Here is a 17,692-nt window from a genome sequence, read left to right as displayed (position 1 = left end):
CGAACGCAATCAAAAAATAGGAGATCGACGATGCGCGTGAGCCGCGTTCAAGCAGCAGAAAACCGCGAGACCGTGATCAATGTGGCAAGCCGCCTTTTTCGCGACCATGGCTTTGATGGCATCGGCCTCAAGGATCTGATGAAGGGTGCCGGGCTGACCCAGGGCGCCTTCTACAAGCAATTCGAATCAAAGGACGACCTGGCGGCGCAAGCGTCTAGGCGGGCGATGGAGAGCGCCACCCACCGATGGTCGGCCGCAACTGCGGCAAGCCCTGAGGATCCGCTCGGCGGGGTGATCGCGTTCTATCTCAGTATGGACCATCGCGGAGAAAGGATGGACGGCTGCCCGGTCGTTGCGCTCGGCTCGGATGTTGCCAGACAGGGCCCCGAGGTGAAGGCGTCATTCGAGGCCGGGATCAGGGAATACCTTGAAATGCTCGACAGTTGGGTGGGCGGGACCGACGGCGAGGAGGCCGGCGGCAAGGCCATGGCCATTCTCTCGACAATGGTCGGCGCGGTGCTCCTCTCGCGGGTCGTCAACGATCCCGACCTCGCGCAGGCCTTTCTGGATGCGGCGACCGATCAGGTTCGCGAAGCAGTCGCCGCTTGAACGGCGTGGGCAGCGCTGTCGGCGCACCCAATTTGATAGGAGAATAGATGCGACGGATTGTTGTCACAGGCATGGGGGCGGTCACGCCCCTTGCTGCCAATGTTGAAGCGTCCTGGTCGCGCCTGCTGGCCGGTCGTTCGGGCATCCGTAGGCTTCCGGACGATGTGGTGGGAGACCTGCCGGCGAAGATTGGCGGCGTGGTTCCCTCCTTGGAAGAAGATCCGGACGCTGGTTTCGACCCAGATGTCGTCCTATCTGCGAAGGATCAGCGCAAGGTGGATCGGTTCATTCTCTTTGCGCTGGCGGCGGCTGAAGAGGCGCTTACGCAGGCGAAATGGAAGCCTGCCTTGGAAACGGATCGCCTGCGCACGGCCACGATCATCGCTTCAGGCATCGGCGGGTTCCCCGCCATCACCGAGGCGGTGCGCACGGTCGACCTGCGTGGCGCCCGCCGCCTGTCGCCCTTTACGGTGCCGTCCTTCCTGGTGAACCTGGCAGCGGGCCAGATCTCCATCCGTCATGGCTTCAAAGGTCCATTGGGTGCGCCGGTGACGGCGTGCGCGGCCGGCATCCAGGCGATCGGCGATGCGGCGCGCCTTATTCGCGCGAACGAAGCTGATATTGCCGTGTGCGGGGGTACGGAAGCGTGCATGAACATCGTCAGTCTCGGTGGGTTTGCTGCCGCACGCTCTCTTTCGACCGGCTTCAATGAGGCACCCGCTCAAGCCTCGCGTCCCTTCGACATATCGAGGGACGGCTTCGTCATGGGCGAAGGAGCCGGCGCGCTGGTCATCGAGGCATTGAGCCACGCGCTGGCGCGCGGCGCAAAACCGCTCGCCGAACTCGTCGGCTACGGCACGACGGCGGATGCTCATCACGTCACGTCCGGGCCTGAGGACGGCGGCGGCGCACGCCGGGCCATGGAGATCGCGATTGCCCAGGCAGGGATTTCGCCGCGCGAGGTTCGTCATCTCAATGCACATGCGACCTCCACGCCGATAGGCGACCTGGGTGAGATCGAAGCGATCAAGAGCGTGTTCGGGCGCGATTTCGCGATCGCTGTCAGCGCAACGAAATCGGCGACCGGGCACCTGCTGGGCGCGGCCGGCGGGCTTGGTGCCATCTTCGCGATCCTGGCGCTCAGTGATCAGGTGGCGCCGCCGACGCTCAATCTGAGTACTCCCGATCCGGCCGCCGACGGCATCGACTTCGTCGCAAACGAGCCCCGGCCAATGGAGATGGAGTACGCGATCTCCAATGGCTTCGGTTTTGGCGGCGTGAATGCCAGCGCCTTGTTCAGGCGCTGGACCGCCCCGGCGGCCCGACGCGAGGGCCAGGGGCGCTCATGATTGGCACCCTTCACACCGACCTTTCATGCTTCTCCAACTCCGATCCAACACGAAGAAAGAAATGATTTCCATGAACAAGACCAATCCTGGCGTCGCTCTCGTCACAGGGGCATCTTCCGGCATCGGGCGGGCTACCGCCGAAGCCTTGCTAAGCGCTGGCTTTCGCGTATTCGGAACCAGCCGTCGTGGAGCCTCCAAACAATCCGACGGCGTTACCATGCTGACCTGCGACGTGACCGACGACGCGTCCGTTGCGAAAATGGTCGATGACGTTCTGGCCAAGGCCGGACGCATCGACCTGCTTGTTAACAATGCCGGCATGGGTCTGTTTGGCGGCGCGGAGGAGTCCTCGACCGCCCAGGCCCAGGCGCTGTTCGACGTGAACGTCTTCGGCGTTTTGCGCGTGACCAACGCGGTGTTGCCGGCAATGCGACGCCAAGGGAAGGGCAGAATCGTCAATTTGAGTTCGGTACAGGGGTTCATCCCCGCTCCCTATTTCGCGCTTTACGCGTCGACCAAACATGCCATCGAGGGTTATTCCGAATCGCTCGATCACGAATTGCGCCCGTTCGGCATTCGCGTTTCGTTGGTGGAGCCCGCCTATACTCGCACGTCATTCGAGGACAATCTCGCCGCCCCCGATCAGTTGCTTGATATCTATGACTCCGCGCGCGCCGGCATGACTGCAGCGGTGCGGAAAGCGATGGAAAAAGGCGATGCGCCCGAAGTGGTTGCCAAGACCGTTCTGGCCGCTGCGATCGATCGCGCTCCGAAGAGGCGCTATGCGGCGGGAAAAATGGCGCGCCAGGTCAGTTTCCTGCGCCGTTTCGTACCCGCGTCCGCATTCGACAAAAGCCTGCGAAAGCAGCTCGGGCTGCCGGTCTGACGTCGGCATCAGCAACATCTAACAGTCGCGAAAGGACATACGATGAAGATTGGAATCATCGGCGCCGGAAACATCGGCGCCACATTGGCGAGAAAGACCGAAGCCTAATATTGGCGGACGATGGACGGCCCATCGTTTCCAAGAGTTGGTTCCGCGCGCTGAGTTTACCCGGACGTCTTCTTTCCGGCATCTAAGTTGGCTCGGCATGGTCCGACTGAGGTCATTTCACGTCGATGCATGGGGGGCGCCTAAATGTCAGCTTTTCACATTCCAAGCCCCTAAGCGGAAAGTCCGCTTCCGGCCCAAATCAAGACGTTGGACGAGTAGTCACCAAGCGTCTGCAACTGGACCCAAAGCGGATGTTCTCCGGTGGCTAGTTGCGCATAGGCGCGAGTGCTACGCTATAGCAAACCCACGTGTAGTGCCGGAGGCATCGTGGCGCGCCCAGAACGAAAGCTTGTGGCGGTTTTGGCAGCAGATGTAGCTGGCTACTCGCGTTTGATGGGGGCCGATGAGGCCGGGACTCTCTTCCATCTGAAGGCACTGCGCGCGGAAGTGATCGATCCAAAGGTCGCGCAATTCAGGGGTCGGCTGGTCAGCACCGCAGGCGACAGTCTGCTGATCGAGTTCGCCAGCGCTGTCGATGCGTTGCAGTTCGCAGTCGAGACGCAAGAGCGCATAACGGTACGCAACACTGATCTTCCGTCAGAACAGCGCATGGCCTTCAGAATGGGTATCAACGCTGGTGAGGTCATCCTGGATGAGACGACCATCTACGGCGACTGCGTGAACATTGCGGCGAGGCTGGAAAAGGTCAGCGAGCCCGGAGGCGTCGTCATTGGGCGCAGCGTTTATGATCAGGTAAATGGCAAACTTCCTTACGAGCTCGTCGACCTTGGCGATCATACGATGAAGAACATAGCTGGGGCGGTTCGTGCCTACCGGGTCGAAACGGGAGAGCGGGGACAAGAAGCTTCCGTCGCTATCGCCTCGGCGAAGGATTTGCCGCTTCCGTTCAAGCCGTCGGTAGCCGTCCTTCCCTTCGCTAATATGTCGGCGGATCCTGAACAGGAATATTTCTCGGACGGAATAACCGAGGACCTAATCACGGAGCTTAGCCGTAGCCAAAGCCTGTTCGTAATCGCTCGCAATTCCTCATTCGTTTTCAAAGGACGGTCCGTAAACACTACCGAGGTGGGAAGGAAGCTCGGGGTACGCTACGTCGTCGAGGGAAGCGTTCGGAAGGCTGGGGCACGCGTAAGGATCACGGTGCAGCTGATAGAAGCATCATCCGGCAATCACGTCTGGGCGGAGCGTTATGATCGAAGCATCGACGACCTCTTCGCCGTACAAGACGAGGTGACAGAACGGATCGCCTGGGCGTTGGTCGGTAAGGTTGGAGCTGCCGAAATCGCGCGGACCAGGCAAACCAAAGCAAGCCTCGGTGCCTATGACGCATTCTTGCGCGGAATCGAGGCTACGCACCGATTTACGGAAAACGACACCGTCGCCGCTATCGAGTTCTTTAAGCTGGCTCTTGGCTGGGAGCCGGATTCGGCGCGGGCGCATGCATGCCTCGCGGACGCCTACGCGACGCTCTCTGCCTTCAGGGCCGACCGAGGTCTGAAAGTGTTAGCGATGCAGTCGGCCTTGCGGTCGATTGAACTCGGCGATGCCAGCGGACTCGCAGAGGCGGTTGTTGCCGCTCTACATGCATGGAAAGGCGACTTCGAGACTGCTGAGACCCATTGGCAACGCGCGCTCGTGCTCGGACCCACAAATGCGATGGCACTCAACTGGGTTGGCTACATCTCCCTTTGGGACGGTCAACTCGCCAAGGCCCGCGAGATAGGCGAGCGGCTGCGACGGCTCAATCCACTAGAAGACCGCGATATCCACGAGCTGCTTGCATTTACGCATTATCTGCTCGGCGACTATGAGGCGTCACTGCAGTCGTTCCGCCGCTGGGATAACAACAACTATGATCGGGGATTCGCCAATCTGGCTGCGTGTTTGGGCCAGCTAGGACGCGCCGAAGAGGCACGATTGGCCTGGGGCAGATGCCTTGAACGGAAGCCAGGTTTCACTCTGTCTGACTACAAGCGCGACTCTCCATATCGTCGGCAGGAGGACCTAGACCACTGGCTCGACGGCCTGCGGAAAGCAGGCATTGCGGATTGAAGGATGACGACGCAGCCGCGACGCTACGACACTTGATCCGGCCCTCAGCGGCCTTTCCGCGCCTCGACTATCGCTCGCCGTTTAATTAGCCACAATGTCAGCATGGATCGTCCACCGGCAATGGGTCGCCGTTTGACGCGGATCCGTTCAGTTTCCCGTGCGGAAGGAATGGCAGCTTTGCGCCGCATCTCGGACGCTGGGAGCAGTTTGGCCACTTCCTGAAAGCCGACGCTCCAATCGACCACGCTGACAGCCGCGGTTGTACCGTTTGTGGACATTGGCAAAATGGCCGACTTGGAGATCAGCCTCACTATCATCGGAGCGTTGCCATGATGAACTCAACAGGCTGAACGGCTGCCGGAAAGCCGTCCACAGCATCAATAGCCGAAGTTGCGGGCGTTCTTATCGCTGTCGCTTCTATGAGGAATGGCCGATAATCCCTCTCCGATAGGAGAACCTACCGTGAAGCGCCGCCTCGCTGCCATTCTTGTCGCCGATGTGGTCGGCTATTCCCGCCTCATGGCGGCGGACGAAGCGCTGACCCTCGCCGCGCTAAAGGAGCGACGGAAGAGTATCGTCGAACCGCTAGTTCGCGAAAACGGCGGGCGGATCGTCAAGTTCATGGGCGATGGCGTGTTGGTAGAGTTTCTCAGTGCCGTCAATGCGCTGCGCTGCGCGCTCGGCCTGCAGCAGGGAATGGCCGAGACGAACGCCGATCTGACCGAGGAACGGCAGATCAAATTGCGTATCGGCATCAATCTCGGCGAAGTCGTTGGCGAGGGTACTGATATATTCGGCGATGGCGTAAACATCGCGGCGCGACTTGAAGCCATGGCCGAACCCAGTGGCATTTGCATCTCGGGCAAGGTGCATGAGGAGGTCCGCGGCAAAGTCGACTGCGTCATAGAAGATATGGGCGAGCAGACACTCAAAAACATCGATCGGCCGGTGCGGGCATACCGGGTGAGAACGGGGACGAGGGTAGCGGGCCCTCTTCCGGCCGAAGCTGCCTCCACGAAGCATACGATCGCCGTGCTCCCGTTCGACAATATGAGCGGCGATCAGGAGCAACAATACTTGAGCGATGGCATTACCGAGGACATCATCACAGAATTATCCCGCTTCTCTTCGCTGTTCGTTATCGCTCGAAACTCATCGTTTCAGTATCGCGGCAAAGCTACTGACGTGCGGCGGATCGGACGCGAACTCGGTGCGCAATACGTCGTCGAAGGAAGCATCCGCAAGACAAGCAATCGGGTCCGAGTGACTGCCCAGTTGATCGAAGCGGCTACCGGAAATCATCTCTGGGCTGAGCGTTACGATCGTGACTTGGATGACATCTTTATCGTCCAAGACGAACTGGTGCGCGCTATTTCCGCGGCGATTCCCGGCCGCCTCGATCGCTTTGCTGTTGAGCATCTCCGAAGAAAGGCACCAAACAATCTCACCGCTTACGACTGTGAACTTCGCGGCCGCTGGGCGTTTTTGCATCTAACAGAAGGCCTATCAATCGCACTCGATTGGTATGATAAGGCGGTCAAGGCAGATGCCAACTATGCCATGGCGCATGCCGGCCTCGGCATGACTTGCGTATTCGGAATCCTAGTTTTGGGATTGCCGCCGGAAAGCACGCTGAATCGTGGTAGAAAACACGCACAGCAGGCCGTTTCGCTCGATGAGAATAATCCGACAGTCAACGCGTATGCGGCGTATACGTATCACATATCGGGTGATCACCGGTTGGCTAGAAAATATGCCGAGCGCGCGGTTACCCTCAACCCCAACGACCCGTTTGCGCTTTACGTCCTGGGTTGCGCACTTAGTTATACAGGGGAACCCGATCAAGCTCTCGAGTGGTTCGCCAGGTCAGAGCACTTTGAACCCTACGCCTCCGATGATCAGCGTCTCGATCAGCTCTGCGACTGCCACTATATGCTTCGCAACTATGAGAAAGTGATCGAGATTCACGAGACCTATCAGAACATCCCTGCACTCGTATACCTGGCCTTGGCTGCCGCGTATGCGCAAACAGGACAGCCTGACCAAGCGGGAGCCGCCGTCAAGGAATATGAACGAAAGCGGCCCCCGGGACACGACTTGAAATCCGTCATCACATTTTGGATGCGAATGTGCTCGCGACAGGCGGATAGGGATCACTGGCTCGAAGGCTTCCGGAAGAGCGGTATCAACGTCTGAAGTACGGTGGAATTTCCCGACACGGCTGAGTCGGGTTTTGGTCAAAACCAGACGGTCACGAACGTCTGCATTGCGCCGCCATTTGCAGACCTCCACAAGTCTATTCCGGAAGGCCCGCCATGCGCAGCCCGGTCACATACCGATCGAGATCCTCTCGGTTCGCATACGGAGCCTGGGCTGCGTAGCGACTGATCGAGAACTCAGGATTTATCTTCAGCAGTTCGGCGCCTGCCTGCATCGCATCGTCCGGTCGCCCGAGTCGGGCATAGGTTGCCGCAATAAGCCGGTAGGCAGGTCCTGGCTGCGCTATCCTTTGCAGGTAGTGCATCGCCTCGTTGTAATCGCCCAGCAGGTAATAACCCGCACCTATGTCCCAGAGGTACCAATCGGGCGGGTTCGGGTTTAGCCGCACAGCCATCTTCCCGACCTCAATGGCCTCTTCAGGTCTCCCTGCATAACCAAGCATGTCGCACATGTCGGCGAGCAGATCGGGGTGGTTCGGACTGATTGTTCGCGCCCGCTCATAACAGACTATCGACTTTGCGTGGTCTCGCTTCCAAAGATGGATCAACCCTAACATCCAGTGACAGTCGGCGTCGTTCGGGTCCAACGTAGTCGCGGTCGTCGCGGCATCCAGTGCCCGAGCGAGCGCGGCGTCTGGGTCGGATGCCTCACCCCATTTGAGCCTGCGGATATCCAGCCACGCGAGCTCGATATATCCCCGTGCGTATTCGGGGTCTGCCTCGATGGCCGATAAGAACATGTTTTGCGCTCGCTGGCGGTCGCTGCGGTGGAAGCTCCTTCCCAGATGTCGACCCCGGAGGCAGTAATCATAGGCATCCAGGTTTGTCGGCGGCTTGGTCAATGCGTGGTGATGTTCATGCTCCTCGACCTTGATTTTCAACGCCGCAGTTATGCTTCGGGCCAATTCGTCCTGAACTGCAAAGACATCGTTCAACTCAAAATCATATTTATCGCTCCACAACACCTCCCCCGAGGGGCTCGTCAGCTGAGTCGTAGCCCGGGCGCGATTGCCTGACCGGCGCACGCTTCCCTCGAGCAGAAACGTCGGATTGGCCCGAGGCGTTCTGTGTTCGGATTGCGGCCGCCCGATGCGCGAAGCTCCTGATACGACCACTGTCCCGGAGACGCGCAAGAGAGCTGTCACGACGTCCTCGGTAAGACCATCTGCGAAATATTGTTGCGTGGGGTCACCGCTCATGTTGACGAAGGGCAGGACGGTAACCGCGGGCCTGTGGCTGCCTTTGGAGAACGTATCGTTCATCCGCGGGGGCTTCCCATGAAGCGAGAGGCTGTAAACCCTCAATGGTCGCGCAATGTTTTTGACCTGATGCTCACCCCGATCGTCGTACGTGTATCGCAGCTTGTCTCGGACCTCCTCGTAGACTTTAGCCGACACGCAAATGCCGCCCGGGTCCGCCAATTGCTCGAGACGCGCCGCTACGTTCACGCCGTCTCCGTAGATGTCTCCGTCTGGCTCGATCATGACATCACCGAGATTGATGCCGATTCGAAGCTGAAGCATCTGCGATGGGTCCGCGGTGAGGGAACCTTGGAGCTCTACAGCGCACCGGACCGCCTCCACGGGGCTCGAAAACTCAGCCAGGAGCCCGTCGCCGGTCGTCTTGAACACACGTCCCCGATGCTCGGCCAGCTTGGGTTCGATCAGATCGTGCCGAAGACTTTTTATCCTGGCGAGGGTGCCCTCGTCGTCCCGGCCCATCAGACTCGAGTAGCCGACCACGTCTGCTGCGAGAATCGCTGCGAGACGCCTTTCAACCTTCTGGTCGGCAGAATTGGTCATCTCAGCTCCGAGAACCGAGGTATTTGCCCGACAAAACGTTGACGACTCAGAGGGGCTTCGTCCAGTGCCTATTTCGCGAACCCTCCAAACTCGCAGTTGCCAGGAGTGGACCGCTAACTAAGCGACACGATCAGAGCATCGCTCCCGCTTCGACGGCCGCGCTTGCGGTTAGGCGCCTTAACGCCCGCGTAGGGCCAGATGTTGACCTTCGCGAAAGTAAGCTTCGCGCCACATGTCGGCCATAAAGGCGAACTTTGCCTCCGACTGGAAGCAGACATTGCGGTTGACCACGCTGGAGGTCGTGGTCGCGCCAGGACCGGACATTGCATGGCTAGCATGTGCGTCATCATGCCCCCAGTTTGTCGAGCAAGGCCTTAGCCTCTTTCAAATCGAGCGTGTCGAAGCCCTCGGTGAACCAGCCGTAGGTAGGCGCGAGCAGGTCGTGCGCCTCGGCGCGCTTGCCCTGTTCGGCCAAAAGGCGCGCAAGCGATGTGGCGGCGCGGAGCTCCCAGGATTTGGCACCTTGCTCACGAGACCGTTCGATCGCTTGGCGGAACGAGATTTCAGCCTCGTGGCAATCGCTTGGTTCCGCGGCAGCCAATATAGCACCTCGGAGCCGCAGCAATTCGGCATCGCACCACAGCTCGCGGGTCCGGTTCACCTGGTCGAGAGCCCGATCGATCAGGCGCACGCCGTCCGACGCGCGATTGACACTCCCGAGCACCTCCCCGAGGAATCCCATCGTGTACGCCTGCGTCACTTGCGTTCCGACGGCCTGCATCCGGGCCAGGCCATCCTCAATTTGGGCGATCGCTCGCTCCTTCTGGCCCTGCTTCGCCGAGAGCCATCCCTTCTGCTGGGCGGCCATGGCAACCCAGAAGGGATACGCCTGCTCGGTCGCGAAAGTGAGCGCACGGTCGATCCGCTCCTCGGCTTCGGCCACCTCGCGTCGGAATAGTCGTAACCACGCTGCCCATATCAGCACATAAGCGCGGCTGAAGGGGTGCGCCAATCGCTCGGCCAAGACAAGGGCGTCTTCCATCCGGGTCAGCGCCTGGTCGGGGTAGCCGAGGTGCCAAAGCACCGCTGACCCACGACATAGGCAAATCGGTCCGGGATCCTGGCCGTAGAGGGCGAGATGAGCTCGATGTCGCTGCGGGCGATACGCTTCGGAGGCCAGCTCTAAATGTTTCCGTGCCTCCCTGAAGTCGCCGCGCCAAGAAAAGCTGATTCCCCGAGCATAATGGGCCTCGACCACCCGCACGGGATCGTTACTCTGCAGGGCAAGGTCGAGAAGCCGTCCACTCAGCTCGTGCGCCGACGTGAGTTCGGCGCGCGTGGCCGAGTAGATGGCCAGGCCGAGCAGAACCGGGAAGACATCCGCATCTTCTGGCATCACCTCGCAAAGGCGGCGCGCGCGAGAATAAACCGGCTCGACCTCGGCATTTGCGTAGCCATTCTTGGCGGTGAGCACGCGGCCCAGCACCGTTAGCGCTGCGAGCTCGCGCCGCTGGCGCTCCGGGCCCGCGGGGAGCGTTTCGATTAAGTTCAGCGCTTTCTGCAGATGGCTCTGGGCCTCATCGTTGGCCGAACGGTCGTTGGCGCTCTCTCCCGCGCGCTGCCAATAGCTGATGGCCTGAAGAGGGAGGCCTGCAGCCGTATAGTGCTGAGCCACGATCTCGGGCTCGTGTTCGACGACCTCGCCGAAATGCTGCTCGAGCGCGTGGGCGATCCGGGTATGCAGCTGCTGGCGGCGACTACGCAGCAAGGTGGCATACGCGGCATCTCCCACCAATGCGTGCTTGAAGATGCACGTCCCGTGCGGCGGCCGACCGCGCGCGATCACGAGTTCGGCGCTGATTAGTTGGTCGAGGGCGCCCTGCAGTTCCCGTTCCTCGCGCTGCGCGACCGCCGCCAGCAGCTCATAAGAGAATTCGCGGCCGATGGCGGCGCCAATCTGCGCGACCTCCCGCGCTGGCGTCATTAGCCGATCGAGCCGCGCCAGCAGAGAATCCTGCAGGGTTGCAGGGATCGCCAACGGTGGCAGCGGGCCCGAGAGTGCGTAGCGGTCGCCTTCATCGGTCAGCACGTCAGATTCAATTACGGCCTTGGTCACCTCCTCGAGGAACAGGGGCACGCCGTCTGTCTTGGCCACCATCAGCTCGAGCAACCCGCCCGGCAGCGCCTTGCCCCCGGTCAACCGCTCCACCAGGGTCGCGCCCTGCCGGCGGCTTAAGCGGTTCAGCGTGAGCGAGGTGACCCGCGGGTGGCCGATCCACCGCGGCTTGAACTCAGGGCGGAAACTGAAGATCGCCAATACTGCAAGGCGGGGGATCTGCTGGACCAATCGGTCGAGAAGCTCTAGCGAAGTTGGATCAATCCAGTGGATATCCTCGAAAACCATCAGCACGGGCTGGTGGTCCGCTAGGCCAATAAGCTGCCGGACCAGAGCCTCGAGGGTCAGCTCCTTCTGGCGCTGAGGGCTGAGGTTCAGGGGTGCGTAGCGACTGCCTACCGGGAGCGACAGAAACGCCGCCAACAAAGGGGCGACGTCCCGGACCTTGTCTGTGGACCGCGCCAAGAGGCTCTCTAGCTTGTCGAGTTTTACGCTCGGCGAATCGTCTGGATGGAAGCCAGCCGCGCGGGTGAGCTGGATAATCGACGGGCGAAGGGCGCTATTTGCGTGGAACGGCGAGCACTGGCAGCGGATGCGGATATGCGGTCGGTCCCGCAGGCGCTCGCGGAGCGCCTGAATCAGGTGCGACTTGCCGATGCCGGGCTCGCCGGAGAGCAGGACCACCTGCCCCTCGCCGGACGCGGCCTTGCTCCAGAGCTCCGCGAGCAGAGCAAACTCGTGCTCGCGCCCAACTGTTGGGGCGAGGCCGCTCGTCGCGCGCGCTTCGAACCGGGTCTCGGCGGCACTCTCGCGAAGCACGCGCCACGCGCGGATCGGGGCGTCGAACCCTTTCAGGTCGTGCAGACCCAGGTCTACGAGCTCGAACAGCCCGCCGAGCAGTCGGCGTGTGGCGAGCGGGATCACGATCTGGCCGGGCGCCGCCAATGCTTGCAACCGCGCCGCTAGGTTCGGCGACTCGCCGACCACCGCTTCCTCCTGCGCCGCTCCTTCGCCGATGAGATCGCCCACCACCACCAGCCCCGTTGCGATGCCGACACGTATCGCCAGCGCCGCTTGTGCCGGGGGCGCGAGCCTTGCGATCGAATCAACGACCGCCAGCCCCGCGCGCACGGCTCGCTCTGCGTCGTCCTCATGCGCCTTCGGATAGCCAAAATACACCAGCACGCCGTCGCCCATGTATTTAGCCACAAACCCGCCGAAGCGACGCACGGCCTCGGCAACGCACTTCTGATAGGCCGCAATCACCTCACGCAAATCCTCAGGGTCCATTCGCGCGGAGAGTGCTGTCGAGCCGACAAGGTCCGAGAACATCACGGTGACCTGGCGGCGCTCGGCGGGGTCCTTCGCGGCGTTGTCGATTGCCAGAGGCGCATCGGATAACAGCGGTGTTGGTGCGCCTACTTGAGCGCGCAAGGCTGCGATGGCGTCGAGCAGCTTACGACGATCTCCGACAAATCCGACACCAAGATCCTTCAAGTCCTCGGCCGTCAACCTCGGCAGGACCGTGTCGTCGATCTTATTCTCGCGGAAGGAGGCCTCATACTGTTCGAGGCCAAGCCTCCGCAGCCAACCTCCGACGTCCATGGCGGCGCCCCTGGCTTGCCTACCCACGCATGATCCACCAGGGAAGAGAGCCTGTCTAGGACCGGGTTTGAATGACCGGTTCGGGCCAATCTAAGACTTGGCCCTATCGGCTTGAAGGTCCGCTAATTGCTACGTGACGCTAAAGGCCGCCAGTCCGCTGCCGGCCCAAAGAAGTCATGGCTGCTTCGCGCCGCAATGCCCGTCTTTCGGAGCGCAGCGGCACTGCAGACCCGGACAACCCACGGATCGCCGGACACTATCCATGCTTGGAAAATAATTGCCAGATTAGTGGCCAGCGCAATTCAGGGCCAATCCCTGACCAACCTGCTGACTGGACCGATTGCACAGCAGGTCAACGACGGCCTCCGCGGTCGGCATCGTGACGAGATCGATGGCTCAGGTTATGTGGCAAAATCCCTCCAAGCGGCTATCTGGGCGGTAAACCGGACGACCAGTTTTCGTTCGGCGGTATTGCTGGCGGCCAACTTGGGTGACGATGCTGATGCAACGGCTGCCGTCGCTGGCCAGTTTGCAGGAGCCATTTATGGCTTCTCAGGTATCCCCAAAGAGGGGCTTGAGAAGCTCGCCTGGCGTGAAAGGTTGGAACAAACGGCAGCTAGAGCCGTGATCCGGCCCGAGCCTGTCGATCAGCGCCTGGATATCCAGCTTTGTCGACTTGCAGCACTTCGGATGCCCGCAATTGACATAGAGGGTTTCGCGAGCGGCCAAGGTGTCGGCGAGGGTCTTTTGGGGCATGGCGATCTCCGAGGGGTCGCCGCAACGGAGGAATATAATCCTAATTATATACTTGAGAAAGTATGGGAATATGTCCTATGATTCGAGCCGACAGGCCGGTACTGAACCCACACAGGAAATGATAGATGCGGTAACTGAAAAAATCTGCGAGGCAATCGGAGGCGGGCCTGAGGATGGCCGAGAACCCGGCGAAGTCGCGCTTGAGATTATTGAACTGCCTTAAAGCCGTCACCGGGCTTGCAATGCGGTGGTGCATTATGACATTGGCTGCATGAGCACGTCCGCACAACCAGTGCGTCTGGTCCGCCCCGAAAAGAAGCGGCGTCGCATCCCCATTGCAGTCATCATGGCGATGAGTTTCGGCAGCCTCGTGTTCCTGTCGGTCGGCGGCGTGCTCGCATTGTCGGTCGGCGCCAACTTTCGCAACACTTTCGACCTGCTCGGCGCCCAGTCGACGCTCCTGATCGATGCGATGGAGGATTTGCTGCGCGCCGAGATGGGGCGCGCCGAGAGCGCCGTGGACGGCGTCGCGCAGCTCTACAAGCAGGGCGAGTTCCAGATCGACGACGAGGCGATGTCGGCGGCACTTGCCAGTGCGCTGGCGGCAGTGCCGGGGGTGAACGCAATGTTGATCTGCACACCCGACCTGATTTGCAGGGGGGCGGCGGTGACCGGGGACAACGACGCCAAATATCCTGCCGGAACGATCCGGAAACTCCCCGCCGAGACCGAGAAATCGCCGCAAGTGCGCGCCGTTCTTGAGGAGCGCCAGCAGGTCGACGGACGCCGGTGGGGCGCCTTCGTGGCCAACGAATATGGCTTGTTCGCCAACGTCTCGGCGCCGCTGTCACGCGATGGCGCCACGAAGGCCTGGGTGATCGCCGCGGTGGAACTGCAGAACTTGTCCAAAATCACGCAGGAACTGTCGTCGCGCTTCGGCACACATGCCTTCATTCTGGATGGCGACGGATCCATCCTGGCGGACCAGCGGCTGGCTTCCCCGGATGCGCTGAAGAACGGCATCCTGCCGCTGACGCCGCTCGCCGATTTCGGCGATCCGGTTCTCGCCGGATATAAGGCGCGCAAACCGGAAGCGGAGTTCAGCACGCAGCGTACCCGCGATATCGAGGTTGCCGAAATCCAGGTTGACGACAAGGACGGTTCGACGTCATGGGACGGAGAGAACACTTACGTCGCTATTACCCGTGAGATCACCGCCTATGGCGACCGGCCCTGGACGCTCGGCGCATATTTCAAGACCAGTCAGATCGGTGACGAAATCGAGCGCGTCATGGGATCGGCCATGCTTGGACTTGGCGCGATGGCGGTGGCGGTCATCGTCGCGATTCTTCTCGGCAAGCGCCTGTCGCGCCCGATCCAGGCGATTGCCGGCCAGGCCACGCGCGTCGCCGATTTCGATCTCGACGGCGTGACCCCCCTGCCGCGCAGCAGGGTGCTGGAGTTGGACAACCAGGCTTCGGCCTTCAATGCCATGCTGATCGGTCTGCGTGCATTCTCGACCTATATTCCGCGCTCGCTGGTGGCCAAGCTGGTGCGCACCGGAGAGATCGGCATCGCCGAACCGCGCGAAGCGGTCGTCACCGTCATGTTCACCGACATTGCCGGCTTCACCACGCTGTCGGAGCAGATGGACGCCGCCGCCGCGGCAAGGCTGCTGAACCACCACTTCGCGATCCTGTGCGGCGCGGTCGATGCACATGGCGGTACTGTCGACAAGTTCCTCGGCGACGGCATGCTGGCGTTCTTCGGCGCGCCGGATCGTCTGAAGGGCCATGCGGCCGCGGCCGTCCGCGCAGCCGCGGCCATCCGCGAGGAGCTGGACAAGGACAATCTGGAAGCGGCTGGCGAAGGCCGGCCTCCGCTTCATGTCCGCATCGGCATCCACACGGGCTCCGTCATCGTCGGCAATATCGGCGCATCCGACCGCGTCAACTATACGATCGTCGGCGACACCGTGAACGTCAGCCAGCGGCTGCAGGACCTCGGCAAGCAGCTCGAACCGGGCGCCACCGCCGCAATCGCCATTTCCGGCGAGACCGCGTCGCGGCTCGACGAAAGGTTCGAAAGGATCCCGGCGGGCAAGCATCGGCTGCGCGGCCGCGGCGAGGCGACGGAGGTCTTCCAGCTTGGCAAAGTCGCGACGTCAGCATCGCCCCCTATGGACGTTCACCGCGCCCAAGCGGGCTGAGTAACATGCCACTTCCATGCCGCTGATCGGCGGCTTGAAGAAGCCGACGGCTTTGGGAATGACTGGAGCCGGGTCACCTAGCGCCGTAGCTGATTTCAATTGGAACGGCAGGAACGGTGCAAAGTCGCTGGTTCCGGGCAACGTCCGCTTACGAGCCGCCAAATCGGCCCAGCAAGGACCGGTTTGGGGTCAGGACTGGTGGTTCTGGTGAACGTCGGCTTCCGGGAAGGAAATTCGGTCCAGGAAGGGCCGCTTCGGGTCACGAGCGCTGGTTGGACCCAATGTCCGGTTTCTGGAAGGAAATAGGTCCCGGAAGGTCCGGTCGGGGTCACGAATGCTGGTTCCGGCCAATGTCGGCTTCCCAGAAGAGAATTCGGCTCCGGAAGGTCTCGAAAGGGTCACAACTTCTCGACCGGCGACCGTCGGCGAAGGTCCGAGAAAGATGGAAGACTGTCCTTTGAGTTGAAGCATCGAGAGGCTTAGGGCTCTGCCCTCGGCGCGCTTCGGAGCGCCTTCCGCCCAGCTTCGGTCGCTTCGCTCCCTGCAGCCGGTTCCCCGCGAAGGCGCCCACTCCGCTTGCACACCCGCTGCTCGCCGCGAGGCAGGGCTGCAGCGCAGTGCTGCGCCGCACCCCGACCTCAAGGCCGGCGTGGACGAGAGTGGTGGCTGGGTGAAAATCAGCCTTGCAAAAGGTGGGGAGTCCCCTCCGATTTGTTCCCTTGCCCCCTCTCCCCCTCTCCCCCGCTGTTCCGCACGAGCTCGGGAGCAGGAGCGGGGCTTCTACCCCTTCGGGTAGGAAACCGCTTCGCGGGAAAAGGGAAAACAGGAGAAGCATCATGACTGATACCGAGACGTTTTATGTCCCGTTGAACAAGCTGGACGCAGACCCCAAGAACGTGCGCAAGACCTACAGCAAGGGAGGCGTTGCGGCGCTGACCGCGAGCATCCGGACCGAGGGTTACAAGCTCATTCAGAACATTGTCGTCAGGAAGGGTGACAAGAAAGGCCGTTATTTCGTCACCGCTGGTGGTCGGCGTCGTGCGGCGCTTAATCTGTTGGCGGAGTTGGGCGAGATTCCGAAGGATCACCCTATCGAGTGCAAGGAGCGTTCCGCCGAAGATGCTACCCGCATTAGCCTTGCCGAAAACATCGCGCGCGAGGAAATGCATCCTGTGGATGCCTACAACGCTTACAACACCCTAGTTGGGGAGGGGAAAAGCGTGGCCGATGTCGCCGCCTATTTCGGCACGACCGAAACTGTCGTGCGCAAGCGGTTGGCGCTCGGGCGCGTGTCCCCTGTGCTGTTGGAGATGCATCGAGACGGCAAAATGAACTACGAACAGTTGTCGGCTTTCACCATCAGCGACGACCACGAACGCCAGGTGGTGGTGTGGGAAGCCTTGCCGGATTGGAACAAAAGCGCGCATTGCATCAGACGTGCGCTCACCGAGGATATGGTGAGTGCCACGGACAAGCGTGTTGCCTTCATCGGTGGCTTGTCAGCCTATGAAGCGGCAGGCGGCGCGGTCAGGCGCGACCTATTCGAGTATGCGATTGAATACCTCCAGGAGCATCCGGAGGCCGGGCTTTGCTGCGAGGATGGGCGCTGGTGGATTACGCCGAACGCCAACGAGACCGATCAGCAGGTCCTGCTTCTTGATGTGGTCGAGGCTGAGCGGCTCAAAGATGATCCTCGCCTTCGACTGTTATCCGGGATCGCTCATGCCGGCCGGTCGCTCTGGGTTCTTCGGAGAATGACTTGACCATGTGCCATCCTCTAACACCTGAGCGCCAGACTGTGCGTAGACAACGCGGCTGCACGTGGGCGCGCCGTCTCCATCCGTGAACCTGCCGCTTCGCCGAAGCCATTCGGCCGGCTATCCCGTCCATCAGGCGATCCGGTGTCACAAGCGTTCGAAACATCGCCATGGCGCTGAACCAACGCCGCGTCCGCACCGCT

The 17,692-nt window shown here is 61.2% G+C and carries 10 protein-coding genes; 8 read left to right on the top strand and 2 right to left on the bottom strand.

What is annotated here, in order from left to right; genetic code table 11:
* Nucleotides 1–30 precede the first annotated feature (30 nt).
* The 5 genes from ACSQ3Z_RS34665 (at nucleotide 31) to ACSQ3Z_RS34645 (ending at nucleotide 7,221) form a co-directional block, all read left to right on the top strand.
* Nucleotides 31–609, top strand: a complete 579-nt coding sequence (locus tag ACSQ3Z_RS34665) for a TetR/AcrR family transcriptional regulator (RefSeq protein ID WP_436175625.1) — start codon at nucleotides 31–33, stop codon at nucleotides 607–609.
* 47 nt (nucleotides 610–656) lie between these two features.
* A complete protein-coding gene (fabF, locus tag ACSQ3Z_RS34660; RefSeq protein ID WP_436175624.1) occupies nucleotides 657–1,958 on the top strand; it encodes a beta-ketoacyl-ACP synthase II in 1,302 nt (433 codons plus the stop codon).
* Between the two features lie 70 nt (nucleotides 1,959–2,028).
* A complete protein-coding gene (locus tag ACSQ3Z_RS34655) occupies nucleotides 2,029–2,844 on the top strand; it encodes an oxidoreductase (RefSeq protein ID WP_436175623.1) in 816 nt (271 codons plus the stop codon).
* 435 nt (nucleotides 2,845–3,279) lie between these two features.
* Nucleotides 3,280–5,025, top strand: coding sequence for an adenylate/guanylate cyclase domain-containing protein (locus ACSQ3Z_RS34650; RefSeq protein ID WP_436175622.1), 1,746 nt, complete (start codon nucleotides 3,280–3,282; stop codon nucleotides 5,023–5,025).
* Between the two features lie 462 nt (nucleotides 5,026–5,487).
* Nucleotides 5,488–7,221, top strand: a complete 1,734-nt coding sequence (locus ACSQ3Z_RS34645; RefSeq protein WP_436175621.1) for an adenylate/guanylate cyclase domain-containing protein — start codon at nucleotides 5,488–5,490, stop codon at nucleotides 7,219–7,221.
* Nucleotides 7,222–7,321: 100 nt separating this feature from the next.
* On the opposite strand, the gene ACSQ3Z_RS34640 is transcribed toward ACSQ3Z_RS34645, so the two are convergent.
* Nucleotides 7,322–9,046 (bottom strand): adenylate/guanylate cyclase domain-containing protein, encoded by a 1,725-nt coding sequence (locus ACSQ3Z_RS34640; RefSeq protein WP_436175620.1) that lies wholly within the window; start codon nucleotides 9,044–9,046, stop codon nucleotides 7,322–7,324.
* Nucleotides 9,047–9,392: 346 nt separating this feature from the next.
* Nucleotides 9,393–12,767 (bottom strand): AAA family ATPase, encoded by a 3,375-nt coding sequence (locus ACSQ3Z_RS34635; RefSeq protein ID WP_436175619.1) that lies wholly within the window; start codon nucleotides 12,765–12,767, stop codon nucleotides 9,393–9,395.
* Nucleotides 12,768–12,962: 195 nt separating this feature from the next.
* Between ACSQ3Z_RS34635 and ACSQ3Z_RS34630 the strand changes: the two genes are divergently transcribed.
* The 3 genes from ACSQ3Z_RS34630 to ACSQ3Z_RS34620 all read left to right on the top strand — a co-directional run bounded on the left by ACSQ3Z_RS34630 (nucleotide 12,963) and on the right by ACSQ3Z_RS34620 (nucleotide 17,495).
* Nucleotides 12,963–13,604 (top strand): ADP-ribosylglycohydrolase family protein, encoded by a 642-nt coding sequence (locus tag ACSQ3Z_RS34630; RefSeq protein ID WP_436175618.1) that lies wholly within the window; start codon nucleotides 12,963–12,965, stop codon nucleotides 13,602–13,604.
* 190 nt (nucleotides 13,605–13,794) lie between these two features.
* Nucleotides 13,795–15,732, top strand: a complete 1,938-nt coding sequence (locus tag ACSQ3Z_RS34625) for an adenylate/guanylate cyclase domain-containing protein (RefSeq protein ID WP_436175617.1) — start codon at nucleotides 13,795–13,797, stop codon at nucleotides 15,730–15,732.
* A gap of 836 nt (nucleotides 15,733–16,568) precedes the next feature.
* Nucleotides 16,569–17,495 carry a ParB/RepB/Spo0J family partition protein gene (locus ACSQ3Z_RS34620; RefSeq protein WP_436175616.1) on the top strand — a complete coding sequence of 309 codons (927 nt, stop codon included), beginning with the start codon at nucleotides 16,569–16,571 and terminating at the stop codon, nucleotides 17,493–17,495.
* Nucleotides 17,496–17,692 lie beyond the last annotated feature (197 nt).

This window comes from Mesorhizobium sp. LjNodule214 (genome assembly GCF_964252735.1).
In the GTDB taxonomy this organism is placed as follows: domain Bacteria; phylum Pseudomonadota; class Alphaproteobacteria; order Rhizobiales; family Rhizobiaceae; genus Mesorhizobium.
The sequence above is the reverse complement of the archived record's forward strand: the minus strand, read 5'-3'. Positions and strand labels throughout refer to the sequence as shown.

What these genes read in the sequence shown, in the direction of transcription:
- ACSQ3Z_RS34665 (WP_436175625.1), top strand. Translation starts at nt 31, where the DNA reads ATGCGCGTGAGCCGCGTTCAAGCAGCAGAAAACCGCGAGACCGTGATC.
- fabF (WP_436175624.1), top strand. Translation starts at nt 657, where the DNA reads ATGCGACGGATTGTTGTCACAGGCATGGGGGCGGTCACGCCCCTTGCT.
- ACSQ3Z_RS34655 (WP_436175623.1), top strand. Translation starts at nt 2,029, where the DNA reads ATGAACAAGACCAATCCTGGCGTCGCTCTCGTCACAGGGGCATCTTCC.
- ACSQ3Z_RS34640 (WP_436175620.1), bottom strand. Translation starts at nt 9,046, where the DNA reads ATGACCAATTCTGCCGACCAGAAGGTTGAAAGGCGTCTCGCAGCGATT.
- ACSQ3Z_RS34635 (WP_436175619.1), bottom strand. Translation starts at nt 12,767, where the DNA reads ATGGACGTCGGAGGTTGGCTGCGGAGGCTTGGCCTCGAACAGTATGAG.
- ACSQ3Z_RS34630 (WP_436175618.1), top strand. Translation starts at nt 12,963, where the DNA reads ATGCCCGTCTTTCGGAGCGCAGCGGCACTGCAGACCCGGACAACCCAC.
- ACSQ3Z_RS34625 (WP_436175617.1), top strand. Translation starts at nt 13,795, where the DNA reads ATGAGCACGTCCGCACAACCAGTGCGTCTGGTCCGCCCCGAAAAGAAG.
- ACSQ3Z_RS34620 (WP_436175616.1), top strand. Translation starts at nt 16,569, where the DNA reads ATGACTGATACCGAGACGTTTTATGTCCCGTTGAACAAGCTGGACGCA.